This window comes from Pseudomonas sp. p1(2021b) (genome assembly GCF_020151015.1).
Lineage (GTDB): Bacteria > Pseudomonadota > Gammaproteobacteria > Pseudomonadales > Pseudomonadaceae > Aquipseudomonas > Aquipseudomonas putida_K.
This window is the reverse complement of sequence record NZ_CP083746.1, coordinates 3144205-3164141: the sequence shown is the minus strand read 5'-3', so window position 1 is coordinate 3164141 and position 19937 is coordinate 3144205. Positions and strand designations below refer to the sequence as shown.

The window sequence follows — 19937 nt, the reverse complement described above, 5'->3', positions numbered from 1 at the left end:
GAAAACGGGCTGCGCCGTCACGCAGCGAACCATTGGTGAGCACCGCTCCCACAATGGGCCCGCAAAAACAATCAGTTATGAGTTGTTCTGAAAGAGGTGTTGCTATGCGTGCTGTAGTGATCGATCAACTGGGAAGCTCGCAGGTGTTGCGGCTCGCGACACTCGAGCAGCCGTTGCCGGGGCCCGGTGAGGTATTGGTGCGGGTGCATTGCGCCGGGGTTAACCCGGCCGACTGGAAGTGCCGCGAAGGCTACCTGGGAGGCTTTCTGACCTATCGGTTCCCGTTCGTCCTGGGCTTCGACCTGGCTGGGACCGTAGCGGCAGTGGGTGAGGGCGTTACAGGTTTCACCCCCGGGATGCGGGTGTTCGCGCAGAGTGATGTGGGAGCCGGTAACTGGGGTAGCTATGCCGAGTATTGCTGCGTGAGGCAGGACTCTGTCGTGCCCATCCCTGAGGGCCTGGGCTTCGCCCAGGCGGCGTCGGTACCGACCCCGGCCTTGGCGGCCTGGGCCGGGCTGTTCGACGATGGTGGGTTGCAGGCCGGGCAGAAGGTGCTCGTGCATGGCGGGGCAGGGGCTGTCGGGACCTTCGCCATCCAACTCGCCAAAGCCGCCGGGGCGCACGTCGTGGCAACCTGCAGTGGGCAGAACCTGGACTATGTCGAGTCGCTGGGCTGCGACCAGGCGATCGACTACCGCACCCAGGACATCCTGGCCGTCGTGAAGCAGTGGTCGCCCGCAGGCGTGGACCTGATCCTCGACTGCGTGGGCTGCGCCAGCCTGCCGGGCGCCCTGGACATGCTGTGCCCTGGCGGGCTGTTGGTGGCGATCCTGACCCTGGCCGCAGGCGATGCCGGCCCTGACCATGGTGCGGCGGCCCAGCGCGGGCTGCGCACGGCTGTTACCTACAGCAAGATGCCCAGCGGCGCCAACCTTGCCCGCATCGCTGCCTTGCTGACCACTGGGCAGGTACGCACGCCACGTATCCAGACCCTGGCGCTGGAGCAGGTGGCCCACGCCCACGACCTGCTGCAGGATGGCGGCGCGAAGGCCAAGTTGGTGTTGCGGGTGGTGGACGGCGACTGACTCGCCACCAGGCCTGTTGCATGAAAAAGCGGCCCCGGCCAGGCGATCTTCCATCGCCTGGCCGGGGCCGCACGGTTTCACTGACCGAGCTTGCGCAGGTTGCCGGCGGAGAAATAGCCCGCATCGAAGCGCGCATCGTTGAGCCGGGCGGTGGCGCCCATGCCGTTGACCAGGCGGTCCACCAGGTAGGACCCGGCGATCAGGTCGTGGAATACCGCGACCCGGGCGTGGAAGGCCTGGACTTCATAGGCGTAGACCGACGTCTGTACGTTGGTGCGCCAGAGCTGGCCCTTGGCGTCGTAGTTGTCGGCGAGGGCGGCGGTCCAGCTGTCCTCGTCCAGGTACAGACGGCGCTTGGCATACGTGTGCCGGCTTCCGGGGCGCAGCTCGGCCTCCAGCACCCAGACACGATGCAGCTCATAGCGCACGGCATCGGGGTTGAGGTGGCCGTGCTCGGTGAGCAGCGTGTCCAGGGGCTGGTCGGGGTCGTCGAGCGTGTAGTTGTTGTAGGGGATGTACATCTCCTGCTTGCCTACCAGCTTCCATTGGTAGCGGTCCGGGGCGCCGTTGAACAGGCGGTCCTCGTCCATCACCCGGAAGCCTCCCACGCCATAGGGTGTGTCATAGCCGACCGTGGGCGCACGGCGCACGCGCCGGGTACCTGGGATGTACTGCCAGCTCTGGCGGGGCTGGGCGACCGGGTTGCTGAATTCGTTGGTGAGGATGATCTCGCCCTTCTTGCGGGTCGGCTCCAGGGTACTGATCATCGCGTAGGCCTGTATGCCGTCGTAGGTCTCGGCTTTGCCGCTGGGGTTGTCCCAGGGCGAGAGGATCTGGTAGCGGACCTTCTCGAACACCTGGTTCTGGTTGGAGAGGGTCAGCGCCATCAGGTAGGTGGCTTCCTCTTTCCAGGCGCGGCTGGGCAGGTTGTGGTTCCAGATCAGCTCATAGCCGTTTTTCGGAATCGGGAACGGCGAGGCGCCATAGGCGTTGGTCACGCCGTAACCATCATTGACCAGCTGCGCATTGAGGGCGTTGTAGCGGATGTTGCGCTCCACCTCCGGCGCATAGCGAAAATCCCGGTGGCTAGGGTAGACGACGATCCGATAGGTTTGCGGGTAGCGCTTGAACAAGGCCTTCTGCCCGTCGGACAGGCGGCTGGCATGCTCGGCCATGTTCTGCGCGGTGATGGTGAACAGCGGTTTTTCCCCGGCATAGGGGTCGGGGCGCTTGTGCCCGGTGCCGGCGAAGCTGACATGGGGCGGCGTACCGCGCCATTTGCCGGTCCAGGCCGGGATGCTGCCGTCGGCATTTCCTGTTTTCTCGGCCCCCATCGGGGTCAGGTCGTTACCCAGGCGGGCGGCTTCGTCGGCGCTGACCTGGGCCAGGCCCGGGGCACTTGCGCTGGCAAGGCCTATGGAGAGCAAAAGGGGCAGCAGGCGGGGTGTGCAAGTCATTTTGTTGTTCTCGTCTGTTTTGGGGGCACGAAGGCCTGCACCGGGCGCAGGCTCGCCGCCATTGAGCCATAGGGCCTCAGGGGGCACCGCCACCGCTTCGCTCAGCCATCATCACCGAAACGCTCATGGCATCCGATTGCAGGCGTTGGCATCGGCTTGACGTCGCCTTGGCACATGCACTAGAAACACAACACCCTCGCCGTCGGGCTATGCTCAAGCCCGTATAACCGGACTCCGCCGACTTATGCCCGTTGACCTGCAAGCGCTGTACCCACGGCTGATCCACCTGATGCTGGATACGGTCTTCGTGGTCGATCGGGACAACCAGATCGTGTTCGTCAGCGATGCCTGCCAGGCGCTGCTGGGCTACCGGCCCGAGGAGCTGGTCGGTACACCCATCACCCAATACATGCACCCGGACGACCTGGCGGCGACCCGCGCGTCGATCATCCGCATCATGAACGGCCACCCCCACATCGATTTTCGTAACCGTTACATTCGCAAGGATGGCGCTATCGTGCACATCCTGTGGGCGGCTTCCTGGTCGGAGGAGGTGGGGGCGCGGATCGGCGTTGCGCGCAACGTGACGGCCCTGACCCACGCCGAGGAGGAGCTGCGGTTCCTGGCCCACCACGATCCACTGACGAAGCTGACCAACCGCTCGGTGTTCAATGTGCGCCTGGACGCAGCCCTGCGCGCGGCGCGCCGCCACGGCAGCACCCTGGCGTTGCTGTTCCTCGATATCGACGACTTCAAGGGCATCAACGATGTTCACGGCCATGCCACCGGTGATCGGGTGCTGTGCGAGGTCGCCCGGCGCCTGGAGGGCTGCGTGCGCGAGACCGATACCGTGGCGCGGATGGGCGGCGACGAGTTCACCGTGTTGTTGACGGACCTTGATGCCCCAGGCGCCGTCTACGAGAAGGTCGAGCAGATCCTCGCCGCCATGGCCGAGCCGCCGGGCGGCGAGCTTGGCGGGTTGAAGATGCCGTCTTGCAGCATCGGTGTGGCCTGCTACCCGGGCGATGGCGAGGACGCCGATACCTTGCTCAGCCATGCCGATGGCGAGATGTACCGGGTGAAGCGGTACCGTTCAGCAGCGGGATGAACACGCGTTTTTTACGCTCTTTTTACGCCTAGGCTCATGGCGGGAAGCGATACTGAGCGCGGTTTACCGTCTGCCCAGAGAAGTCATCCGTGAGCGAAGCCGCGACTGCTGCGAATCATTCCCCCTCTTCGAAAACCACAGGCCTTGGCCTGCTCGTCGCCGCTGTCGGTGTGGTCTATGGCGACATCGGCACCAGCCCGTTGTACACGCTCAAGGAAGTGTTCGCCGGGCATTACGGCGTGCAGCCCACCCCGGAAGGCGTGCTCGGGGTCTTGTCGCTGGTGTTCTGGTCGCTGATCTGGGTTGTGTCGATCAAGTACGTCCTGTTCATCCTGCGTGCCAGCAACCAGGGCGAGGGCGGCATCATGGCCCTCACCGCGCTGGCGCGGCGGGCCGCGGCGCCCTATCCGCAGCTGAGCCGAGTGCTGGTGCTGCTGGGCCTGTTCGGTGCGGCGCTGTTCTATGGCGACAGCATGATCACCCCGGCCATCTCCGTGCTTTCGGCTGTGGAGGGGCTGGAGCTTGCCTTCGACGGGATCGGGCATTGGGTCGTGCCGCTTTCGCTGATCGTGCTGGTGGCACTGTTCCTGATCCAGAAGCATGGGACCGCGCGCATCGGCATCCTGTTCGGGCCGGTGATGGTGCTGTGGTTCGTCGTGCTGGGGGCGTTGGGGGTGCATGGGATCGTGCAACGCCCCGAGGTGCTGCAGGCGCTCAACCCGGCCTGGGCGGTGCGTTTCTTCGTCCTGCACCCAGGCGTGGGCGTGGCCATCCTGGGGGCGGTGGTGCTGGCCCTGACCGGCGCCGAGGCTCTGTATGCAGACATGGGACATTTCGGCCGCAAGCCCATCGCCCGAGCGTGGTTCATGCTGGTGCTGCCGGGGTTGGTGCTGAACTATTTCGGGCAGGGCGCGCTGATTCTCGGTAACCCCGAGGCCGTACGCAACCCGTTCTACCTGCTGGCCCCCGGCTGGGCGTTGCTGCCGATGGTCGCCCTGGCCACGCTGGCCACCATCATTGCCTCCCAGGCGGTGATTTCCGGCGCCTTTTCGCTGACGCGCCAGGCCATCCAGCTGGGCTATGTGCCGCGTATGTTCATCCAGCACACCTCCAGCGAGGAGCAGGGGCAGATTTACATCGGTACGGTGAACTGGGCGTTGATGGTCGGCGTAGTACTGCTGGTGATCGGCTTCGAGTCCTCGGGCGCACTGGCGGCGGCCTACGGTGTGGCAGTAACGGGCACCATGCTGATCACCACGCTGCTGTCGTCCGCGGTGGTGCTGCTGGCCTGGAAAACCCCGCGCTGGTTGGCCATCCCTATGCTGCTGGGCTTCCTGCTGGTCGACAGCCTGTATTTTGCCGCCAATGCGCCGAAGATCCTGCAGGGCGGTGCATTCCCTGTAATCGCTGGGGTAGCGCTGTTCATCCTGATGACCACCTGGAAGCGCGGGCGCAAGATCATCGTCGAGCGTCTGGACGAAGCGGCGTTGCCGCTGGATTTGTTCATCGCCAGCCTGCAGGCCCAACCGCCCCATCGTGTGCAGGGCACGGCCGTGTTCCTGTGTGCCCGTACCGATGCCGTACCCCATGCGTTGCTGCACAACCTGTTGCATAACCAGGTGCTTCACGAGCAGGTGGTGGTGCTTACCGTGGTGTCGGAGGATGAGCCTCGGGTCAATGTCGACAAACGTTGCGAGATCGAGGCGTTCGGCGAGGGCTTTTTCCGCGTCACGCTGCATTTCGGCTTCATCGAGGAGCCGGACGTACCGCGGGCCTTGAGCTTGTGCCAACGCGAAGGCCTGGATTTCAGCCCGATGCGCACGACCTATTTCCTCAGCCGCGAGACGGTGATCGCCACCCGGCGCATGGGCATGGCGCGGTGGCGCGAGCAATTGTTCGCGTTCCTGCTGAAGAATGCCAACAGCAACCTGAAGTATTTCCAACTGCCGCTGAACCGGGTAATCGAATTGGGCACCCAGGTCGAAATGTGACGTTCGGCTGGCCAGGGCGGTGAATCAATTCTCTGCCAAGCGCTCCAGTAGGAAGTCGGCGCGTTCGTCGACCGCGGTTCTGGGCAGCAGCGATACCTGGTAGCCGAGGGCCGGATAGACGCCCTGCAACTGCTCGTATTCCTCCAGCGCAGCCTGCATGCCGTGGCGCCGCTCTGCATCCTGCACATAGATCTCGGGCCAAGGCGGCGTGAGGAATACCTGCCGGTGATAACGGCAGGACTCGGCCACGGCCGCCAGCACGGGCTCGCCCGTAAGGCGCTCCAGGGCCGCGGCGGCATCGATCACGCCACGGTCGAAGAACACCCACTGCGTAGTGTTCTGCACAGCCGACCTGTAGTCGGCCAGGGCCATGTCCATGACACTGCGCAGGAAGCCGACCAAGTCGAGCCAGGGCAGCGCCTGGCCCTGGTCGCGAACTTGCTGCTGCACCACGCGCCGTCCGGGCTCTTCGATCACAGCATGGCCGCGTCGCTTGAGCTGCGCCAGCAGCGTGGACTTACCACCGCCAGAGCAGCCGGAAATAATCACGAAGTTGTCCATGGACCACAGACTCCAGGGGCTCTGAACCGTACCTTACACCTTGTCCTGGCACCAGCGGCCGGCGTAGTCCCGCGCGAACTGTGCGGCGATGCGCCCCGATCTCGAGCCGCGCTGGGTAGCCCAGCGGGTCGCCTGCACGTGGGCCTGTTCCAGTGCATGCTCCGGAACGCCATAGACGCCCAGCCATTGATTGACCGCGTTCAGGTACTCGTCCGGCGAGAAGCCGTAGAACGAAATCCACAGCCCGAATCGTTCCGACAACGACACCTTTTCTTCCACTTCCTCGCCGGGGTGCAGGGCGCCGTTTTCACCGCGGGTCATGGACAGATTGTCCGAGGCCCGTTCGGCGATCAGGTGCCGGCGGTTGGAGGTGGCATAGATCAGCACGTTCGACGAGTGCTCCGCCACCGAGCCGTCCAGGGCTGTCTTCAGGCGCTTGTAGCCGATGTCGCCTTCTTCGAACGAGAGGTCGTCGCAGAACAGGATGAAATACCCCGGCTGCTGGCTGACCAGCTCGATGACTTCGGGCAGGTCGCCGATATGCTCCTTGTCGATCTCGACCAACTTGAGGCCCTGGGGGTGGAACTCATTGAGGCATGCCTTGACCAAGGAGGACTTGCCCGTACCCCTGGCACCGGTCAGCAACACGTTGTTGGCCGGCTTGCCCTCCAGGAACTGCTGGGTATTCTGGCGAATCAGCGCCTTCTGGCGGTCGACATTCTGCAGTTGTTCGAAGGCGATGAGCATCGGGCGCTTGATCGGCACCAGTTGGGCACGCATTCCGCCCTGGCTGGCTCGGTACTGCCATTGATAGGCGATCGCTTCGGCGTCGAAGGCTGGCCCCGTTGCCGGTGGAAACGCGCGCTCCAGCGAGTCGGCGATACGCTTGAGCTGTGCAACGGCTTCGAAGGTGAGTTCGGTGGGGGTGGCTAACGAGCTGTTCATGGTGGGCGGCACATCGGGTCGAGAAGTGGAACAACCATGATGCTAAGCTGGGCCATTCCCGTCTAACGACTGATGGACGCCGATCGTCGATTCATGGACATCGCTGCACGCAGCCCATCGCCGCGCGCCTTCGGTCCGAACAGACCCCATGCCTACAGGCCCATGGCAATGATCGCTGCCCAACATCTGCTGCCACCTGACCAGGAGATCGCCACGCTGGCGTTGGACCTGGCCGACGGCACCCACATCGACACCCATCGCCACGCCCATGGGCAGCTACTCTACACGACCCAGGGCACCCTGATGGTCAACACCAACCAGGGCTGCTGGGTCGTGCCGTGCAACCATGGCCTGTGGATCCCGGCCGAGGTCGCCCATTGGACCCGTACCCTCGGCGCCACCCGCATCCGCACGCTCTACTTCGCGCCATGGCGCACCCCGGACATGCCAGGCGAATGCACGGTATACGGAATCTCCAACCTGGTGAGGGAGCTGATCATAGAGGCGTCGGCCATCGACGAGGAGATTGCGCAGGGAAGTCGCAATGCCCGCTTGATCGAGTTCCTGCTCGAAGAGCTGGCAGGTGCGAGGGTCTCGGCCATCTATCTGCCGCGCCCGAGGGGGCAGCGACTGCACGCCTTGTGCCGGGACCTGGTGCAGAACCGGATGCTCGACTGGGGACTGGCCGAGTGTGCCGAGTTCCTTGGCATCAATATCAAGACCGTGCAGCGCTGGTTCCATGAGGATGTCGGGATGAGCTTCGGTACCTGGCGCAAGCAGGCACGCCTGCTCATCGCCCTGGACCGGTTGGCCCAGGGCCATAACATCCTCGAGGTCTCGCTCGATGCCGGGTACTCGACGCCCAGCGCCTTCACCGCCATGTTCAAGCGCGAGTTCGGCCTGCCACCGCGCGCCTTCCAGCCGCCGCGTCGGTAGGCCTGGACCTGCGGCAGCGGCGCAGGCCCGGCAAGCGGGTGTCACCTGACCACGTGCAAGTAATGCAGATGACGCTCGTACTGGTCGAGAATATCGCCGATCACATCGTCACGGCCCCAACCCATGATGTCGTAGTCCTGGCCGCCTTCGCGCAGGTGCACTTCGGCGCGGAAGTACTTGCGCGCATCGGTTGCGTCCTCGGTGTCACGCATGACGAAGCTGGGTGTGTTGAAGGCACGCGGGCGTACTTCATACAGGAACCGCCCCTCGCCGGCATGGGAGAGCTCCAGGGTCACGCGTCCGTCTTCGCGTTCGTTCACCGTGACTTCGTAACCTTGCTTGCGCAGCTCGACGGCCACCTCTTCGCAGGCGGGCTTGACCACCTCGGCGATGAAACGGGTGACATGGGCCCGGCGCGGCATCATGGCGATGTTGCGCAGGCGTCGTTGCCAACCTCCGTGAGGCTGACGGGTGTGTCGAGGTGCAGGCAGCGCCTGGTTGCGCAGGCCGCGGCGTGTGGCGTCCAGGTTCAAGGCTTTGAACAAGCCCCAGATCGCGGTCAGCAGGATGACCGCGAAGGGCAGCGCACTGGCGATGGTCGCGGTCTGCAGCGCCTTGAGCCCATTGGCCAGCAGCAGCGCGATGGCGACCGCACCGATGCTTACCGACCAGAAGATGCGTTGCCACAGCGGCGAATGGCCTTGCCCGGAGGAGGCCAGCATGTCCACGACCAGCGCGCCGGAGTCGGCCGATGTGACGAAGAACACCACGACCATCAGCACGGCGATCAGTGAAACGATGCTGGAAAACGGGAATCGCTCGAGGAACACGAACAGTGCCAGGGAGCTGTCCTGGCCGACCACCGTCGCCAGCGCCGTCACGCCGTCGTTGAGGATCATGTGGATCGCCGAGTCGCCAAATACGGTCATCCACAGCAGGGTGAAACCGGCCGGCACGAACAACACGCCGCAGACGAACTCACGGATGGTCCGGCCGCGGGAAATGCGTGCGATGAACAGGCCGACGAAGGGCGACCAGGATAGCCACCAGCCCCAATACAGCAAGGTCCAGCCGCCGATCCAGTCGGTGGGCTCGTAGGCGTAGAGGTTGAACGTCTTGTTGACGATATCCGAGAGGTAGGCCCCCGTGTTCTGGACGTAGGTCTGCAGCAGGAACACGGTAGGCCCGAGCAGCAGCACGAACAGCATCAGCACCACGGCCAGGCCCAAGTTGAGCTCGGAGAGGATGCGGATGCCCTTGTCCAGCCCGCTGGCCACCGACAGCGTGGCCAGGGCGCAGGTGGCGGTGATCAGGATCACCTGGACCGTCGGGTTCACCGGCAGGCCGAACACATGGTGAAAACCGCTGTTGATCTGCAGCACACCATAGCCCAGCGAAGTCGCTACGCCGAACACAGTGCCGAGGATGGCGAATACATCCACGGCATGGCCGATCGGCCCGTGGATCCGCTCGCCGATCATCGGGTAGAGGGCCGAGCGCAAGGTCAGGGGCAGGCCGTTGCGAAAGCTGAAGTAGGCCAGGATCAGGGCGACGATGGCATAGATCGCCCAGGCGTGAAGCCCCCAGTGGAAGAAGGTGATCTTCATGGCTTCGCGCGCGGCGGCCACGGTACCGGCGTCACCTACCGGGGGGCTGGTGAAATGCATGACCGGTTCGGCCACGCCGAAGAACATGAGGCCGATGCCCATGCCGGCGGAAAAGAGCATGGCGAACCAGGTGCTCTTGCGGTAGTCCGGTTCGCTGTGGTCGGGGCCCAGCTTGATGTCGCCATAGCGGCTGACGGCGAGGAACACCACGCTGATCAATACCAGCGCCACGGTGAGGATGTAGAACCAGCTGGCATTGGTGACGATCCAGGCCTGGACGTGTTCGAACAGTGTTTGGGCATGTTCCTGGAATGCCGTGGCATACAGGACGAGCAGAAAGATGAGGATGGCGCTGCTGTAGAAGACGGGAGGGTTGAGGGTGCTCCTGGGTTTGGCGGCTGCAGTCATTGCGGCAGTTTTCTCCTTTTAAAACAGTGAGCATCGCGCACCTGGGCACGTAGGCATTTTCCAAGGTTAGCACCTTGAATGAACGCCGTTGCCGAGGCTGGCGAGCTCGAAGGAAGCAGAAACCGTACCTTCCATGGCGAAATTTCTCAAATGCCTTTCCCCTTCGGAGGATGAAAGACGCCGCTGCCCTGGGGCCATTTTGGCGTTGCAGGGATGGCTGTGCCTGCTTTACTTCAAACGGGCTTCGCTTGTGATCGAGGCTGCCGGAAAGCCTTGTCCGGGGGCCCCGGCCTCGCCCTGTTTCTGAACGCTGGAGTAGCAGCATGTGGGCCAAGACACCTTCTGAAGTCGCCTCGTGGGGCCTGTGTGCCTTGCTCGTCATCAGCCTGGTCAGCACCGCCGGCTGCACCCGAAAAGCGAGCACTGCGCGTTACGTCACCGCCACCCAAGGTTCGAACTGCTTCGCCAAGGCGTTGCCGACGGCAGGCGAGGGCGGCCTGGCCTGGGGCGCGAGCCTTGGCATCGCCCGGCAGAAATCCCTCAACAACTGCATCCGCTACGCCGGCCGTTCCGGCGGTACGCCCAACACCTGCCAAGTGGTATTGGCGCGGTGCAAGCGCTAGCCGCTAGCCCCGCCGCGCCTCGGCGCGACAGCAAAGGCGCGACAAGTTGCCCGCTTGACTTTGCCAGGCGAGCGGTGAGTGCGTTAAACTTGACGCCGAGGTCAGTTTTTGTGGTCCCCCACTCCGACCTTGCTTTCGGAACGTCAATGATTCCGCCCTCCGAGCTATCAAGTACCAGAATACGTCATGGGCAGGCGCGCTCTGCCCAGAGGATGAAGCATGACCAACCGTGATATTTCCCGGCGCGCCTTCCTGCAAGGCGGCGTGATCGCTGGCGTGGGGGTGACCCTCGCGCCGCTCGGCAGCCAGGCGTTCGCCGCCCTGATGGAAAACAGTGTCACCACTTCGCCGCAGAAGTGGATGAGCCATGATGGCAAGGCACGCTTTCGCAACGATGCGCTGTCCAAGGTGTGCGGCAACAAGGTGTTTGCCCGCGACATCCGCGCCAAGGACATGCCCGGCTGGCCCCAGCAGCAGGGCCACGCTTTGTTGCTCAAGACCACCAAGGCCGACCGCATCTATGCAGGCCATGACCTGGCGTGGCTGGGCGCCGACCTGCAGCCGGACCGTGTCGTCACCGCGGCCGACCTGGAAAAGGACGGCATCGCCTGGCCCGAGGCCCACTCGCCGGACCCATTGCTGCCACCTGGCAAGGTGCCGATGTTCATCGGCCACCCCGTGGCGATCCTGATCTGGCACGACTTCGAGCGTTTCCGCCAGGCCAAGCTCAAGCTTCAGTTCAACGACAAGGCGATCCGCTATGGCGCCCAGGCGCCGCTGTACCAGCGTGACCCCTATGGCAGCTTCCGTTTCGTGCGGGTTGGCGGCCAGACGCCGTTCGACGAGGACACGTTCTCCAGCCTGAAGAACTCCATGCTGTTCCCCACCATCCTTGCGCGCAAACCGGTGTGGACCGCTGAGCCCAAGCAACACGGCACCTTGACCGAGCAGGGGATGTTCTACGCCCAGCGCATGGACGAACAGCTCAAGCAGCCGCCGCAAGATTGGTTGCTGTTCGACGAGCGCTACAAGACCCCATCGATCGAGCCCGCAGCGCTGGAGCCGGACAACGGCAACGGCTGGTACGACCCGGCCACCGGCACCCTGCATTTCGTCGTGGCCACCCAATGCCCGTTCGAAGTGGCGCAGGAATGCGTGCACATGATCAAGCCGTCGCGCTTCGCGCTGAACAACTTGAACATGCACCCCGGCTACACCGTCGGCTACGGCTCCAAGGACAACAACATCTTCGTGTTCTATGCCGCCGTCGCCGCCTTGTATGGGGCCGGTGTGCCGATCCGTCTGGCCAACGACCGCTACGAGCAGTTCCAGAGCGGCATCAAGCGCCACCCGTTCGACATCCGCTACCAGCTGGCCGTGGACAAGAACGACATGAGTTTCAAGATCTTCCGCGCCGACATGAGTGTCGACGGCGGCGGGCGCATCAACTACAGCCCGTCGGTGGCTGCAGTGGGGGCCACTGCTGCGCAGTCGATCTACTACATGCCACAGAGCGACCTGGCGGTGACCGTCTACCACTCCCGAGGTGTCGAAGCCGGCTCCATGCGTGGCTACGGGACGCTGCAGAGCATGGCGGCTACCGAGATGATGGTCGATGAGGTCGCCAACCGCCTCGGCGTCGACGCCATCGAGCTGCGCCGCAAGAATGCGCTCAAGTCGGGTATGAAGAACACCCAGGGCGCCGTGCCTGCCGGTGCCCTGCGCCTGCACGAGATCCTCGACAAGGCCAGCGCCCACGAGGTGTGGAAGAACCGCGACGCGCACAAGAAAGCGATGGAAGCCAAGGACCCGCACAATTGGTACGGCGTCGGCTTCGCCATCTGCCAGAAGGATTTCGGCACCGGTGCCGAAGCGCCCATGGCCAGCATCGAGTTCACCGCCGATGGCCGTATCAGCCTGCGCCACATCGGCACTGAGCTGGGCACCGGCATGTCGACCTCCCAGGCCTTCGTGGTCAGCGACTTCCTGGGGCGCCCGGCCGATGAGGTGACCACTGCCGAAACCGAATGGCCGGAGCTGAAACTGGCCACCAGCGGCAACCCTTACCTGATGAGCCAGGCCGAGCAGGATGCCGCGCTGCGCGATCCGCGCTGGGTCGGCAAGCTGGCCTCGCCATCCTCGGCGACCAACTCGGCCTTCTATTTCAGCCACGCCACCCGTGAAGCGGCGCGTGTGCTGTTCAACCATGGTCTGTGGCCAGCGGCGCTTTCGCTGTGGCGTCAGGGCCCGTATGGCGGCCAGGCCAACCCGCTGGTGGTGCGTCGCGAGAATGCGGTGTGGGTCAACGGCGAGCTCACCGGCAACGGCCTGTCGCCCATTCCATTTGCGGAACTGGCGAAAAAGGCCCATGAGATGGGCCTGGTCACAGGCGTCAGTGTGCACGCATTCAACCGCTGGAGCTGGGCTGAAGCCGACTTCGTCATCGACGGCGTGCGCGAGCGCCTGCCGCTCGATGCGCTGGCGGTCAAGTACGGCGACGGTGCCCCGAACGCGAAGAAGGCGCAGATGAACAGCGCCAACTACCACCTGCTGGACCGGCAGAACGCGGCCTACCCGGCCACTCAGCTGAACAATGCCATGGTGACCTACTACAGCCCGGTGGCGACGTTGGTGGAAGTGAAGGTGAACAAAGGCAGCGGCGAAGTCCAGGTGCTCAACCACCACAGTTGGGTGGAGTGCGGCCGGGTGCTGGTGCCGGAACTGGTCAAGGGCCAGCTCGAAGGCGGTATCGCCATGGGCATCGGCCATGCCTTGACCGAAGAGATGCCGCTGTACGAGGGCGGCCCGGGCGAGGGGAACTGGAACTTCAACCGCTATCGCCTGCCGATGGCCAAGGACGTGGCGGTGTGGAAGCAGACCAGCGAAATCCTGCCGCCGTTGTCACCCACCGACCCCTCCAAGGGTATCGCCGAAGTGGTGATGATCCCGGTGGTCGGTGCCATCGGCAATGCCGTGGCCCATGCCATCGGCAAGCGTGTTCGCGACCTGCCCATCACTCCAGCCCGTGTCAAGGAGGCCCTCAATGGCTAACCGTCCGCTCCAGATGACCCTCAACGGTCAACCCGTCGGTCCGGCCGAGGTCCCCGAGGACCTGGCGATGATCGACTACCTGCACGAATACCAGAACCTCACCGGCTCGCGCCTGGGCTGCGGCCAGGGCATCTGCCACGCTTGCGTGGTGATCGTCGACAACCCCGACGGCACCAGCGAGGAAGTGCGCACCTGCATCACCGGCGCGCACTACTTCGAAGGCAAGAAAGTGCGCACCATCGAAGGCCATGCCAAGCATGACGAGGCCGGCAACCTCAGCGAACTGAACCCGATCCAGCAGAAGTTCGTCGACCGCTTCGCCTTCCAGTGCAGCTATTGCGCGCCGGGCTTCGTCAACGCCGCCACCGTGCTGGTGGAGAAGGCCCAGCGTCAACCGCTGAAGAAAAGCGAGCTGGAGGGAGCCATCGAAGCCAGCCTCGGCCATCACATCTGCCGCTGCACCGGGTACGTGCGTTACTACGACGCCACCCGCGAGGTGCTCAGCGACCTCGGCCTGGTCAAGGAGGGTTGAGCATGCTGCGAGTTCTTTCCGGCCTCGCCCTGGCCGTGGGCGCGGTGTTGTCGCTCGGGGCCCAGGCGGCCGACCAGGCCCAGGTCAAGCGTGGCGAATACCTGGCCCGCGCCGCCGACTGCATGGCCTGCCACACTGCCGAAGGTGGGGCGCCGTTCGCCGGTGGCCTGCCGATCCATTCGCCGTTCGGCACCATCTACGGCACCAACATCACCTCGGACAAGCAGTACGGCATCGGTGACTACAGCAGCGACGAATTCTTCGCCGCCCTCACCGAGGGCAAGCGCAAGGACGGCGCCAACCTGTACCCGGCCATGCCCTATACCTCCTACCACCTGATCAAGCGTGAAGACGCCGATGCCATCCATGCCTACCTGATGACGGTGCCGCCGATCAACCGGCCGGCGCCCGAAACCAGCCTGAGCTTCCCGTTCAACGTGCGCATGGGCCTTGCCGGATGGAACATGCTGTATGGCAAGAGCGTCCAGCTGCAGCCTGCCGAGGGCAAGAGTGAGGCCTGGCAGCGCGGGCAGTACATGGTGGAAGTGCTTGGCCACTGCGGCGAGTGCCATACTCCGCGCAACAGCATCGGGGCCCTGGAGCAGGACAAGCGCCTGACCGGTGGCCTGCTCGGTGGCTACCTGGCGCCCAGCCTGCTGGCCCAGGACCTGGCCGAGCGTGGCTGGACCCAGCCGGACCTGACCACCTTCCTCAAGCACGGCATCAGTGCCCAGGGCAGCATGTTCAACGAGATGTTCCCGGTGGTGCACCACAGCACCCAGCACCTGGAGGATGCCGACCTGGCCGCGATGGCCACCTACCTGCTGGGTGACCAGCCGCCCGCGGCCAAGGTGGTGCAGGCCGTGCCGGTGGACAAGCTCGGCGAAAGCGCCCTGCGCGGTCGTCAGCAGTACCTCAACGTCTGCGCCGGCTGCCATGGCGTCGAAGGCGAGGGCAAGCCACACATCGCGGTGGCCATGCAGGGCAATACCGTGCTGCGCCAGGCCGACTCGCGCAACCTGGCCAAGGTCATCCTCGAAGGCATCCGTGAGCAGCAGTTCACCGGGTTCGAGCGCATGCAGCCGATGCCGGGCTTTGCCGACAAGCTCGACGACCAGCAGGTCGCCGACCTGGTCAACTACCTGCGCGAGGCCTGGGGTGGCTTGCCGGGCGACCTCAGTGCGCAGCAGCTTGCGCACTTGAGCGCGGAGTGAGCCGTGCAGCATCTTGACCTGCAAGTGGTGCGCCAGGCCTTGCAATGGTCTGGCGCCGGCCAGCGTGTATGGCTGTGCAGCGTGCTCTTCACCTACGGCTCGGCGCCTCGTGCGCCGGGCTCGTTGCTGGCGGTCAACGACCAAGGGCAATGGGTGGGGTCGTTGTCCGGTGGCTGTGTCGAGGAGGATTTCCTCGCACGGGTCGCCGAAGGCGAGTTCGCAGAGCCTGCCACGGTGGTGCGCTATGGCGATGGCAGTGACACACGTTCCAATATCCGCCTGCCCTGCGGTGGCGTGTTGGATGTACTGGTGGAGAACCTGCCAGCCGATTGCCAGGTACAGGCGCATTTACGTGAGTTGGAGTCGGCGCTGCTTGGACAGCGCCGGCTGCTCCGCGAAGTGGACCTGCACGATGGCCAGCGTCGCCTGAGCGACGACCACAGCCAGGGGCCAAGGGTGGCCTACGACACCGATACCGTCCGCCTGCGGGTAGGTGCGGCCCAGCGCCTGCTGTTGGCGGGGTATTCCAGTGTTGCGCATTTCTGTGCCGAATTTGGTAAGGGGTTGGGGTTCGAGGTCATCCTCTGCGACCCCCGTGACGAGGTGCTCGAAGGCGTGGTGCTCGAGGGCATCGAGGTTCGTCGCGAGCTGCCGTCGGTGTTCATCGCCAATGGCGGTTGCCATGGCGACACGGCGGTGGTGGCGCTGACCCATGACCCGAAGATCGATGACCTGGCGATGCTCGAGGCCGTGCGCACCGAGGCGTTCTATATCGGCGTGATGGGCTCGCGCACCACCTCGGACAAACGCCGTGAGCGTCTGCAGCGCATCGGAGGCCTGGACGAGGGGCAGTTGGCCCGCATCCATGCGCCCATCGGGTTGAACCTGGGCAGCAAGACACCAGCGGAAATCGCCTTGGCGGTGCTCGCCGACATTCTGCGGACCCGTAGCGGCATCGCCCGCGAGGCGCTGTGACGGTCGTTGCGTTGGTCCTGGCGGCCGGGCGTAGCGCGCGCTTTGGCGGTGACAAGCGTCGTGCTGTCCTGGCGCAGGGTAGCAGCGTGCTGGTGCAGAGCGTCGAACATGCTTTGGCGGTGTTCGGTGAGGTCAGGGTGGTGCTGCGGCCAGGTGAGGTGGCGCAAGACCTGGGGCTGCCAGCTGCCTGCCAGGTGGTGCACAGCCCTGATGCCAGCCTTGGTATGGGTCATAGCCTGGCGGCTGGGGTTGCCTCGCTCGGCGACAGCCCGGCAGAGGCGGTTGCCATCCTGCTGGGTGATATGCCTTGGATCGCCCCTTCGACGTTGCGCCAGTTGGCCGATGCCGCCTCGGCGGACAGCATCCTGTTGCCCCGTTACCAGGGCCAGCCAGGGCACCCGGTATTGTTTGGCCGTGCCTTCTGGCCACAGCTGATGCAGCTGACGGGCGACGAAGGCGCACGGGCGGTAGTCCGGGCGCACCGGGCACATTGCGCTTGGGTGGATGTGGAGGATGCGGGCGTGCTGCGCGACGTGGACACGCCGCAGGGGCTGCTGGACTGACTTCGAGGGCAAGGACCTTGTAGGCGCGGGGGGCCGCCAAGTGTATCCAGCGCGCACAGGCACTTTCACAGCAACCTGTGGACCTGCTAACGTGCGCAGGACCCCGTCGAGGCCCGTTTCTATGTCCATCGCAGACAACCTGATCGCCTTCACGTTCGCTGCCACGCTGCTGACCGTGACCCCAGGCCTGGACACCGCGCTTATCCTGAGAACGGCCACGGTAGAGAACAGAGCCCAGGCGTTGCGCGCAGCATTGGGCATCAATGCCGGCTGCCTGCTCTGGGGTGCGGCTGTCGCTTTCGGCCTGGGGGCACTGATTGCTGTCTCGGAGCTGGCCTACAACCTGCTCAAGTATTGCGGCGCCGCCTACCTGGCATTCCTGGGCCTGAACATGCTGCTGCGCCCGCGTCAGGCGTTGTCACCAGGCAGAGCGCAGGGAGGGCCCGGTACCAATTGGTTCCTCAAGGGCATGCTGGGCAACCTGCTCAATCCCAAGGTCGGGATCTTCTACGTATCGTTCCTGCCGCAGTTCATTCCCCACGGGCAGCCATTGGTTGCCTGGACCTTCGGCCTGGTCGGCATTCATGTCCTGCTCGGCCTGCTCTGGGCGGTCGTCCTGATCGCCGCGACCCAGCCGCTGGCTGCTGCACTGCGTCGTGGGCCGGTGATCAAGTGGATGGACCGTGCCACCGGCGTGGTGTTCGTGGCATTTGCCGCCCGCCTGGCCCTGAGTCGGCGTTAACCGGCGCCCACTTCAGCTGCGCAGGGGCAGCTCGACACGCGCCAGTAACCCTCCGCCGTCGCGATTGCTCAACGTCAGCTCGCCACCCTGTTCACGCACGATCGCTCTCGCCGCCGACAGCCCCAACCCGACGCCACCGGTATCGCGGTTGCGCGAGGTCTCGAGGCGGAAGAACGGGTCGAATACCCGCTGCAAGGCCTCCTGCGGGATACCTGGCCCCTGGTCGCTGACGTCGATACGTACCCCGTGTCCGTTTTGCCTGAGCGAGATGCTGGGATGCTGCCCGTACTTGACTGCATTTTCCAGAAGGTTCACCACCACACGCTTGATGCCCAGCGGGCGACCATCGTAGACCAGGTGCGCAGGCCCATCGAAGCCGATGGCGGTGTCCTGGTCGCGGTAATCGTCGACGATGGTCTGCAGCAACTCGGAAAGGTCGAACGCGGTGGGTTGCTCTCGGTGCGTGTCCTCGCGGAAGAAGGCGAGGGCGGCGTTGATCATCGATTGCATTTCATCCACGTCGCGAACCAGCTTGCGCTGATGGTCTTCGTCCTCCATGAACTCGCTGCGCAACCGCATGCGCGTCAACGGGGCGCGCAGGTCGTGGGAAATCGCGGCGAGCATGTGTGTGCGCTCGCCGACGAAATGCTGGATCTGCGCCTGCATGGTGTTGAAGGCGCTAATGGCCTGGCGGATCTCCTCGGGGCCTTCGACATCGATGGGCGGCGCCTGCAGATCGTCGCCGAAGCGCCGCGCGGCAGTGGTGAAGCGCTGCAGTGGGTTGGCCAGCTGGCGGGTGGCGAGCCAGGCGACCAGCAAGGTGGCGACCAGCCCCAAGGCGATGATCACGGCGATACGCGCGCCTGCGTCCAAGCCCCAGCTGCGCTCAGGGGGCGTGAATGACAACCAGCTGCCATCGGCGAGTTGCACCAGCGCCATGTAGTGCCCCTGGGCACTTGCGCCCGGCCAGTCGTCGGGGTTGAACGCATACATGATCCTGTCCGGTCCCAGCAGTCGGCGCAGCACCGGAACCTCGCCGGTATCGATATGCATGCCCAGGGTAGGCAGGTTGAACTGGCTGCGCTCGGCTTGCCAGGCCACCCCCAGGGTCGGGTTGCTCGCCGCGCTCGCCAACCGTGGGCGCAGATCGGCAGGCGCGGCTTCGATCACCCGCGCAGTCGCGGCGATCTGCTCAAGTAGGCCGGTACGTTCGATGGGCGGGCGTGCCCAGGTGCCGGCCACCTGGATGAACAAGGCGTTGAGGGCCAGCGAGGCGAGCATCGCCGCAAGGATGGTCAGGGCAATCCGGCGCCTGAGGGTGTCGCGGCGCAAAAGTCGATGGATCATGCGCGCGTGACCTTGGCGGTGAACATGTAGCCGCCGTTGCGCACGGTACGGATCAGGTCCGGGCGCTTGCTGTCCGGTTCGATCTTGCGTCGCAGGCGGCTGACCTGGACATCGATGCTGCGATCATACGCGTCATGGCCCTGGCCATGGGCGAGGTCAATCAACTGCTCGCGGGTGAGGATGCGCTGAGGGTGCTCGAGAAACACCACCAGCAGGTCGAATTCGCCGCCGGACAGCGGAATCATCACGCCTTCGGGAGAACGTAGTTCGCGGCAAGTGATATCCAGGTGCCAGCCGGCGAACGTGATGATCGGGCGGGAGGGTTCTCTGGCCGGACTGCCTTGTTCGCCGGCGCGGCGCTGCAGGGCACGCACGCGGGCGAGCAGTTCCCGGGGCGCGAAGGGCTTGGTCAGGTAGTCATCGGCCCCCAGTTCCAGGCCGACGATGCGATCGCTCAGCTCGGCCATGGCGGTGAGCATGATGATCGGGATCGCGCCCTGGGCGCGCACCTTCTGGCACAGGCTCAAGCCGCCTTCACCGGGTAGCATCAGGTCGAGAATGATGGTGTCCGGCCGATTTCTCGCGATGGCCGCCCACATGGCTTCGCCATCGGGCGCCACGTCCACGTCGTAGGCGTGCTGAACGAAGAACTTCTTCAACAGCGCGAGGATTTCCATGTCATCGTCGACGATCAGCAGTCTGCTCACGTGCACAGGGTCCGGGTGTAGAAAAGCGCTATCTAAAACCATTCCGGCGCCCAGGTCATATATTTCAGCCGAGCAATATTTCATC

General features: G+C 64.6%; 17 protein-coding genes. 11 read left to right on the top strand and 6 right to left on the bottom strand.

Annotated elements, in window-relative coordinates; all coding sequences use genetic code 11:
• Positions 1 to 104: 104 nt before the first annotated feature.
• A complete protein-coding gene (locus K8374_RS14660; protein WP_224456166.1) occupies positions 105 to 1085 on the top strand; it encodes a zinc-binding alcohol dehydrogenase family protein in 981 nt (326 codons plus the stop codon).
• 77 nt (positions 1086 to 1162) lie between these two features.
• Here the strand turns inward: K8374_RS14660 and K8374_RS14655 are convergent, their stop codons facing one another.
• Positions 1163 to 2542 carry a DUF1329 domain-containing protein gene (locus tag K8374_RS14655; protein ID WP_224456165.1) on the bottom strand — a complete coding sequence of 460 codons (1380 nt, stop codon included), beginning with the start codon at positions 2540 to 2542 and terminating at the stop codon, positions 1163 to 1165.
• Between the two features lie 244 nt (positions 2543 to 2786).
• Here K8374_RS14655 and K8374_RS26330 point away from each other — a divergent pair, with 244 nt between their 5' ends.
• Complete coding sequence (locus K8374_RS26330; protein WP_318010851.1) at positions 2787 to 3650, top strand: sensor domain-containing diguanylate cyclase; 864 nt, start codon at positions 2787 to 2789, stop codon at positions 3648 to 3650.
• A gap of 89 nt (positions 3651 to 3739) precedes the next feature.
• Positions 3740 to 5641, top strand: coding sequence for a potassium transporter Kup (locus K8374_RS14640; RefSeq protein ID WP_224456164.1), 1902 nt, complete (start codon positions 3740 to 3742; stop codon positions 5639 to 5641).
• Between the two features lie 24 nt (positions 5642 to 5665).
• Here the strand turns inward: K8374_RS14640 and K8374_RS14635 are convergent, their stop codons facing one another.
• Both K8374_RS14635 and K8374_RS14630 read right to left on the bottom strand, forming a co-directional pair.
• Positions 5666 to 6202 (bottom strand): AAA family ATPase, encoded by a 537-nt coding sequence (locus K8374_RS14635; protein WP_224456163.1) that lies wholly within the window; start codon positions 6200 to 6202, stop codon positions 5666 to 5668.
• 33 nt (positions 6203 to 6235) lie between these two features.
• Positions 6236 to 7147, bottom strand: a complete 912-nt coding sequence (locus K8374_RS14630) for an ATP-binding protein (protein WP_224456162.1) — start codon at positions 7145 to 7147, stop codon at positions 6236 to 6238.
• Between the two features lie 168 nt (positions 7148 to 7315).
• Between K8374_RS14630 and K8374_RS14625 the strand changes: the two genes are divergently transcribed.
• On the top strand, positions 7316 to 8083 hold the full coding sequence (locus K8374_RS14625; RefSeq protein ID WP_224456161.1) for an AraC family transcriptional regulator: 768 nt from the start codon (positions 7316 to 7318) through the stop codon (positions 8081 to 8083).
• A gap of 41 nt (positions 8084 to 8124) precedes the next feature.
• Here K8374_RS14625 and K8374_RS14620 read toward each other — a convergent pair whose 3' ends face one another.
• On the bottom strand, positions 8125 to 10098 hold the full coding sequence (locus K8374_RS14620) for a BCCT family transporter (protein WP_224456160.1): 1974 nt from the start codon (positions 10096 to 10098) through the stop codon (positions 8125 to 8127).
• 323 nt (positions 10099 to 10421) lie between these two features.
• Here K8374_RS14620 and K8374_RS14615 point away from each other — a divergent pair, with 323 nt between their 5' ends.
• From K8374_RS14615 to K8374_RS14585, 7 genes are all read left to right on the top strand, one after another.
• A complete protein-coding gene (locus tag K8374_RS14615; protein WP_084858841.1) occupies positions 10422 to 10721 on the top strand; it encodes a hypothetical protein in 300 nt (99 codons plus the stop codon).
• A 219-nt stretch (positions 10722 to 10940) separates the two neighbouring features.
• On the top strand, positions 10941 to 13772 hold the full coding sequence (locus K8374_RS14610; protein ID WP_224456159.1) for a xanthine dehydrogenase family protein molybdopterin-binding subunit: 2832 nt from the start codon (positions 10941 to 10943) through the stop codon (positions 13770 to 13772).
• A complete protein-coding gene (locus K8374_RS14605; RefSeq protein WP_084858839.1) occupies positions 13765 to 14304 on the top strand; it encodes a (2Fe-2S)-binding protein in 540 nt (179 codons plus the stop codon). The genes K8374_RS14610 and K8374_RS14605 overlap by 8 nt, the downstream gene beginning before the upstream one ends.
• A gap of 2 nt (positions 14305 to 14306) precedes the next feature.
• On the top strand, positions 14307 to 15518 hold the full coding sequence (locus tag K8374_RS14600; protein WP_224456158.1) for a cytochrome c: 1212 nt from the start codon (positions 14307 to 14309) through the stop codon (positions 15516 to 15518).
• A gap of 3 nt (positions 15519 to 15521) precedes the next feature.
• Entirely contained in the window at positions 15522 to 16493 is a 972-nt protein-coding gene (locus K8374_RS14595; RefSeq protein WP_224456157.1) for an XdhC family protein, read from the top strand.
• Positions 16490 to 17056, top strand: coding sequence for an NTP transferase domain-containing protein (locus K8374_RS14590; RefSeq protein WP_224456156.1), 567 nt, complete (start codon positions 16490 to 16492; stop codon positions 17054 to 17056). The genes K8374_RS14595 and K8374_RS14590 overlap by 4 nt, the downstream gene beginning before the upstream one ends.
• 121 nt (positions 17057 to 17177) lie before the next feature.
• Positions 17178 to 17798 carry a LysE family translocator gene (locus K8374_RS14585; protein WP_224456155.1) on the top strand — a complete coding sequence of 207 codons (621 nt, stop codon included), beginning with the start codon at positions 17178 to 17180 and terminating at the stop codon, positions 17796 to 17798.
• A gap of 12 nt (positions 17799 to 17810) precedes the next feature.
• Here the strand turns inward: K8374_RS14585 and K8374_RS14580 are convergent, their stop codons facing one another.
• Positions 17811 to 19145 (bottom strand): ATP-binding protein, encoded by a 1335-nt coding sequence (locus K8374_RS14580; RefSeq protein WP_224456154.1) that lies wholly within the window; start codon positions 19143 to 19145, stop codon positions 17811 to 17813.
• Positions 19142 to 19894 (bottom strand): response regulator, encoded by a 753-nt coding sequence (locus tag K8374_RS14575; protein WP_224456153.1) that lies wholly within the window; start codon positions 19892 to 19894, stop codon positions 19142 to 19144. The genes K8374_RS14580 and K8374_RS14575 overlap by 4 nt, the downstream gene beginning before the upstream one ends.
• Positions 19895 to 19937: the final 43 nt, after the last annotated feature.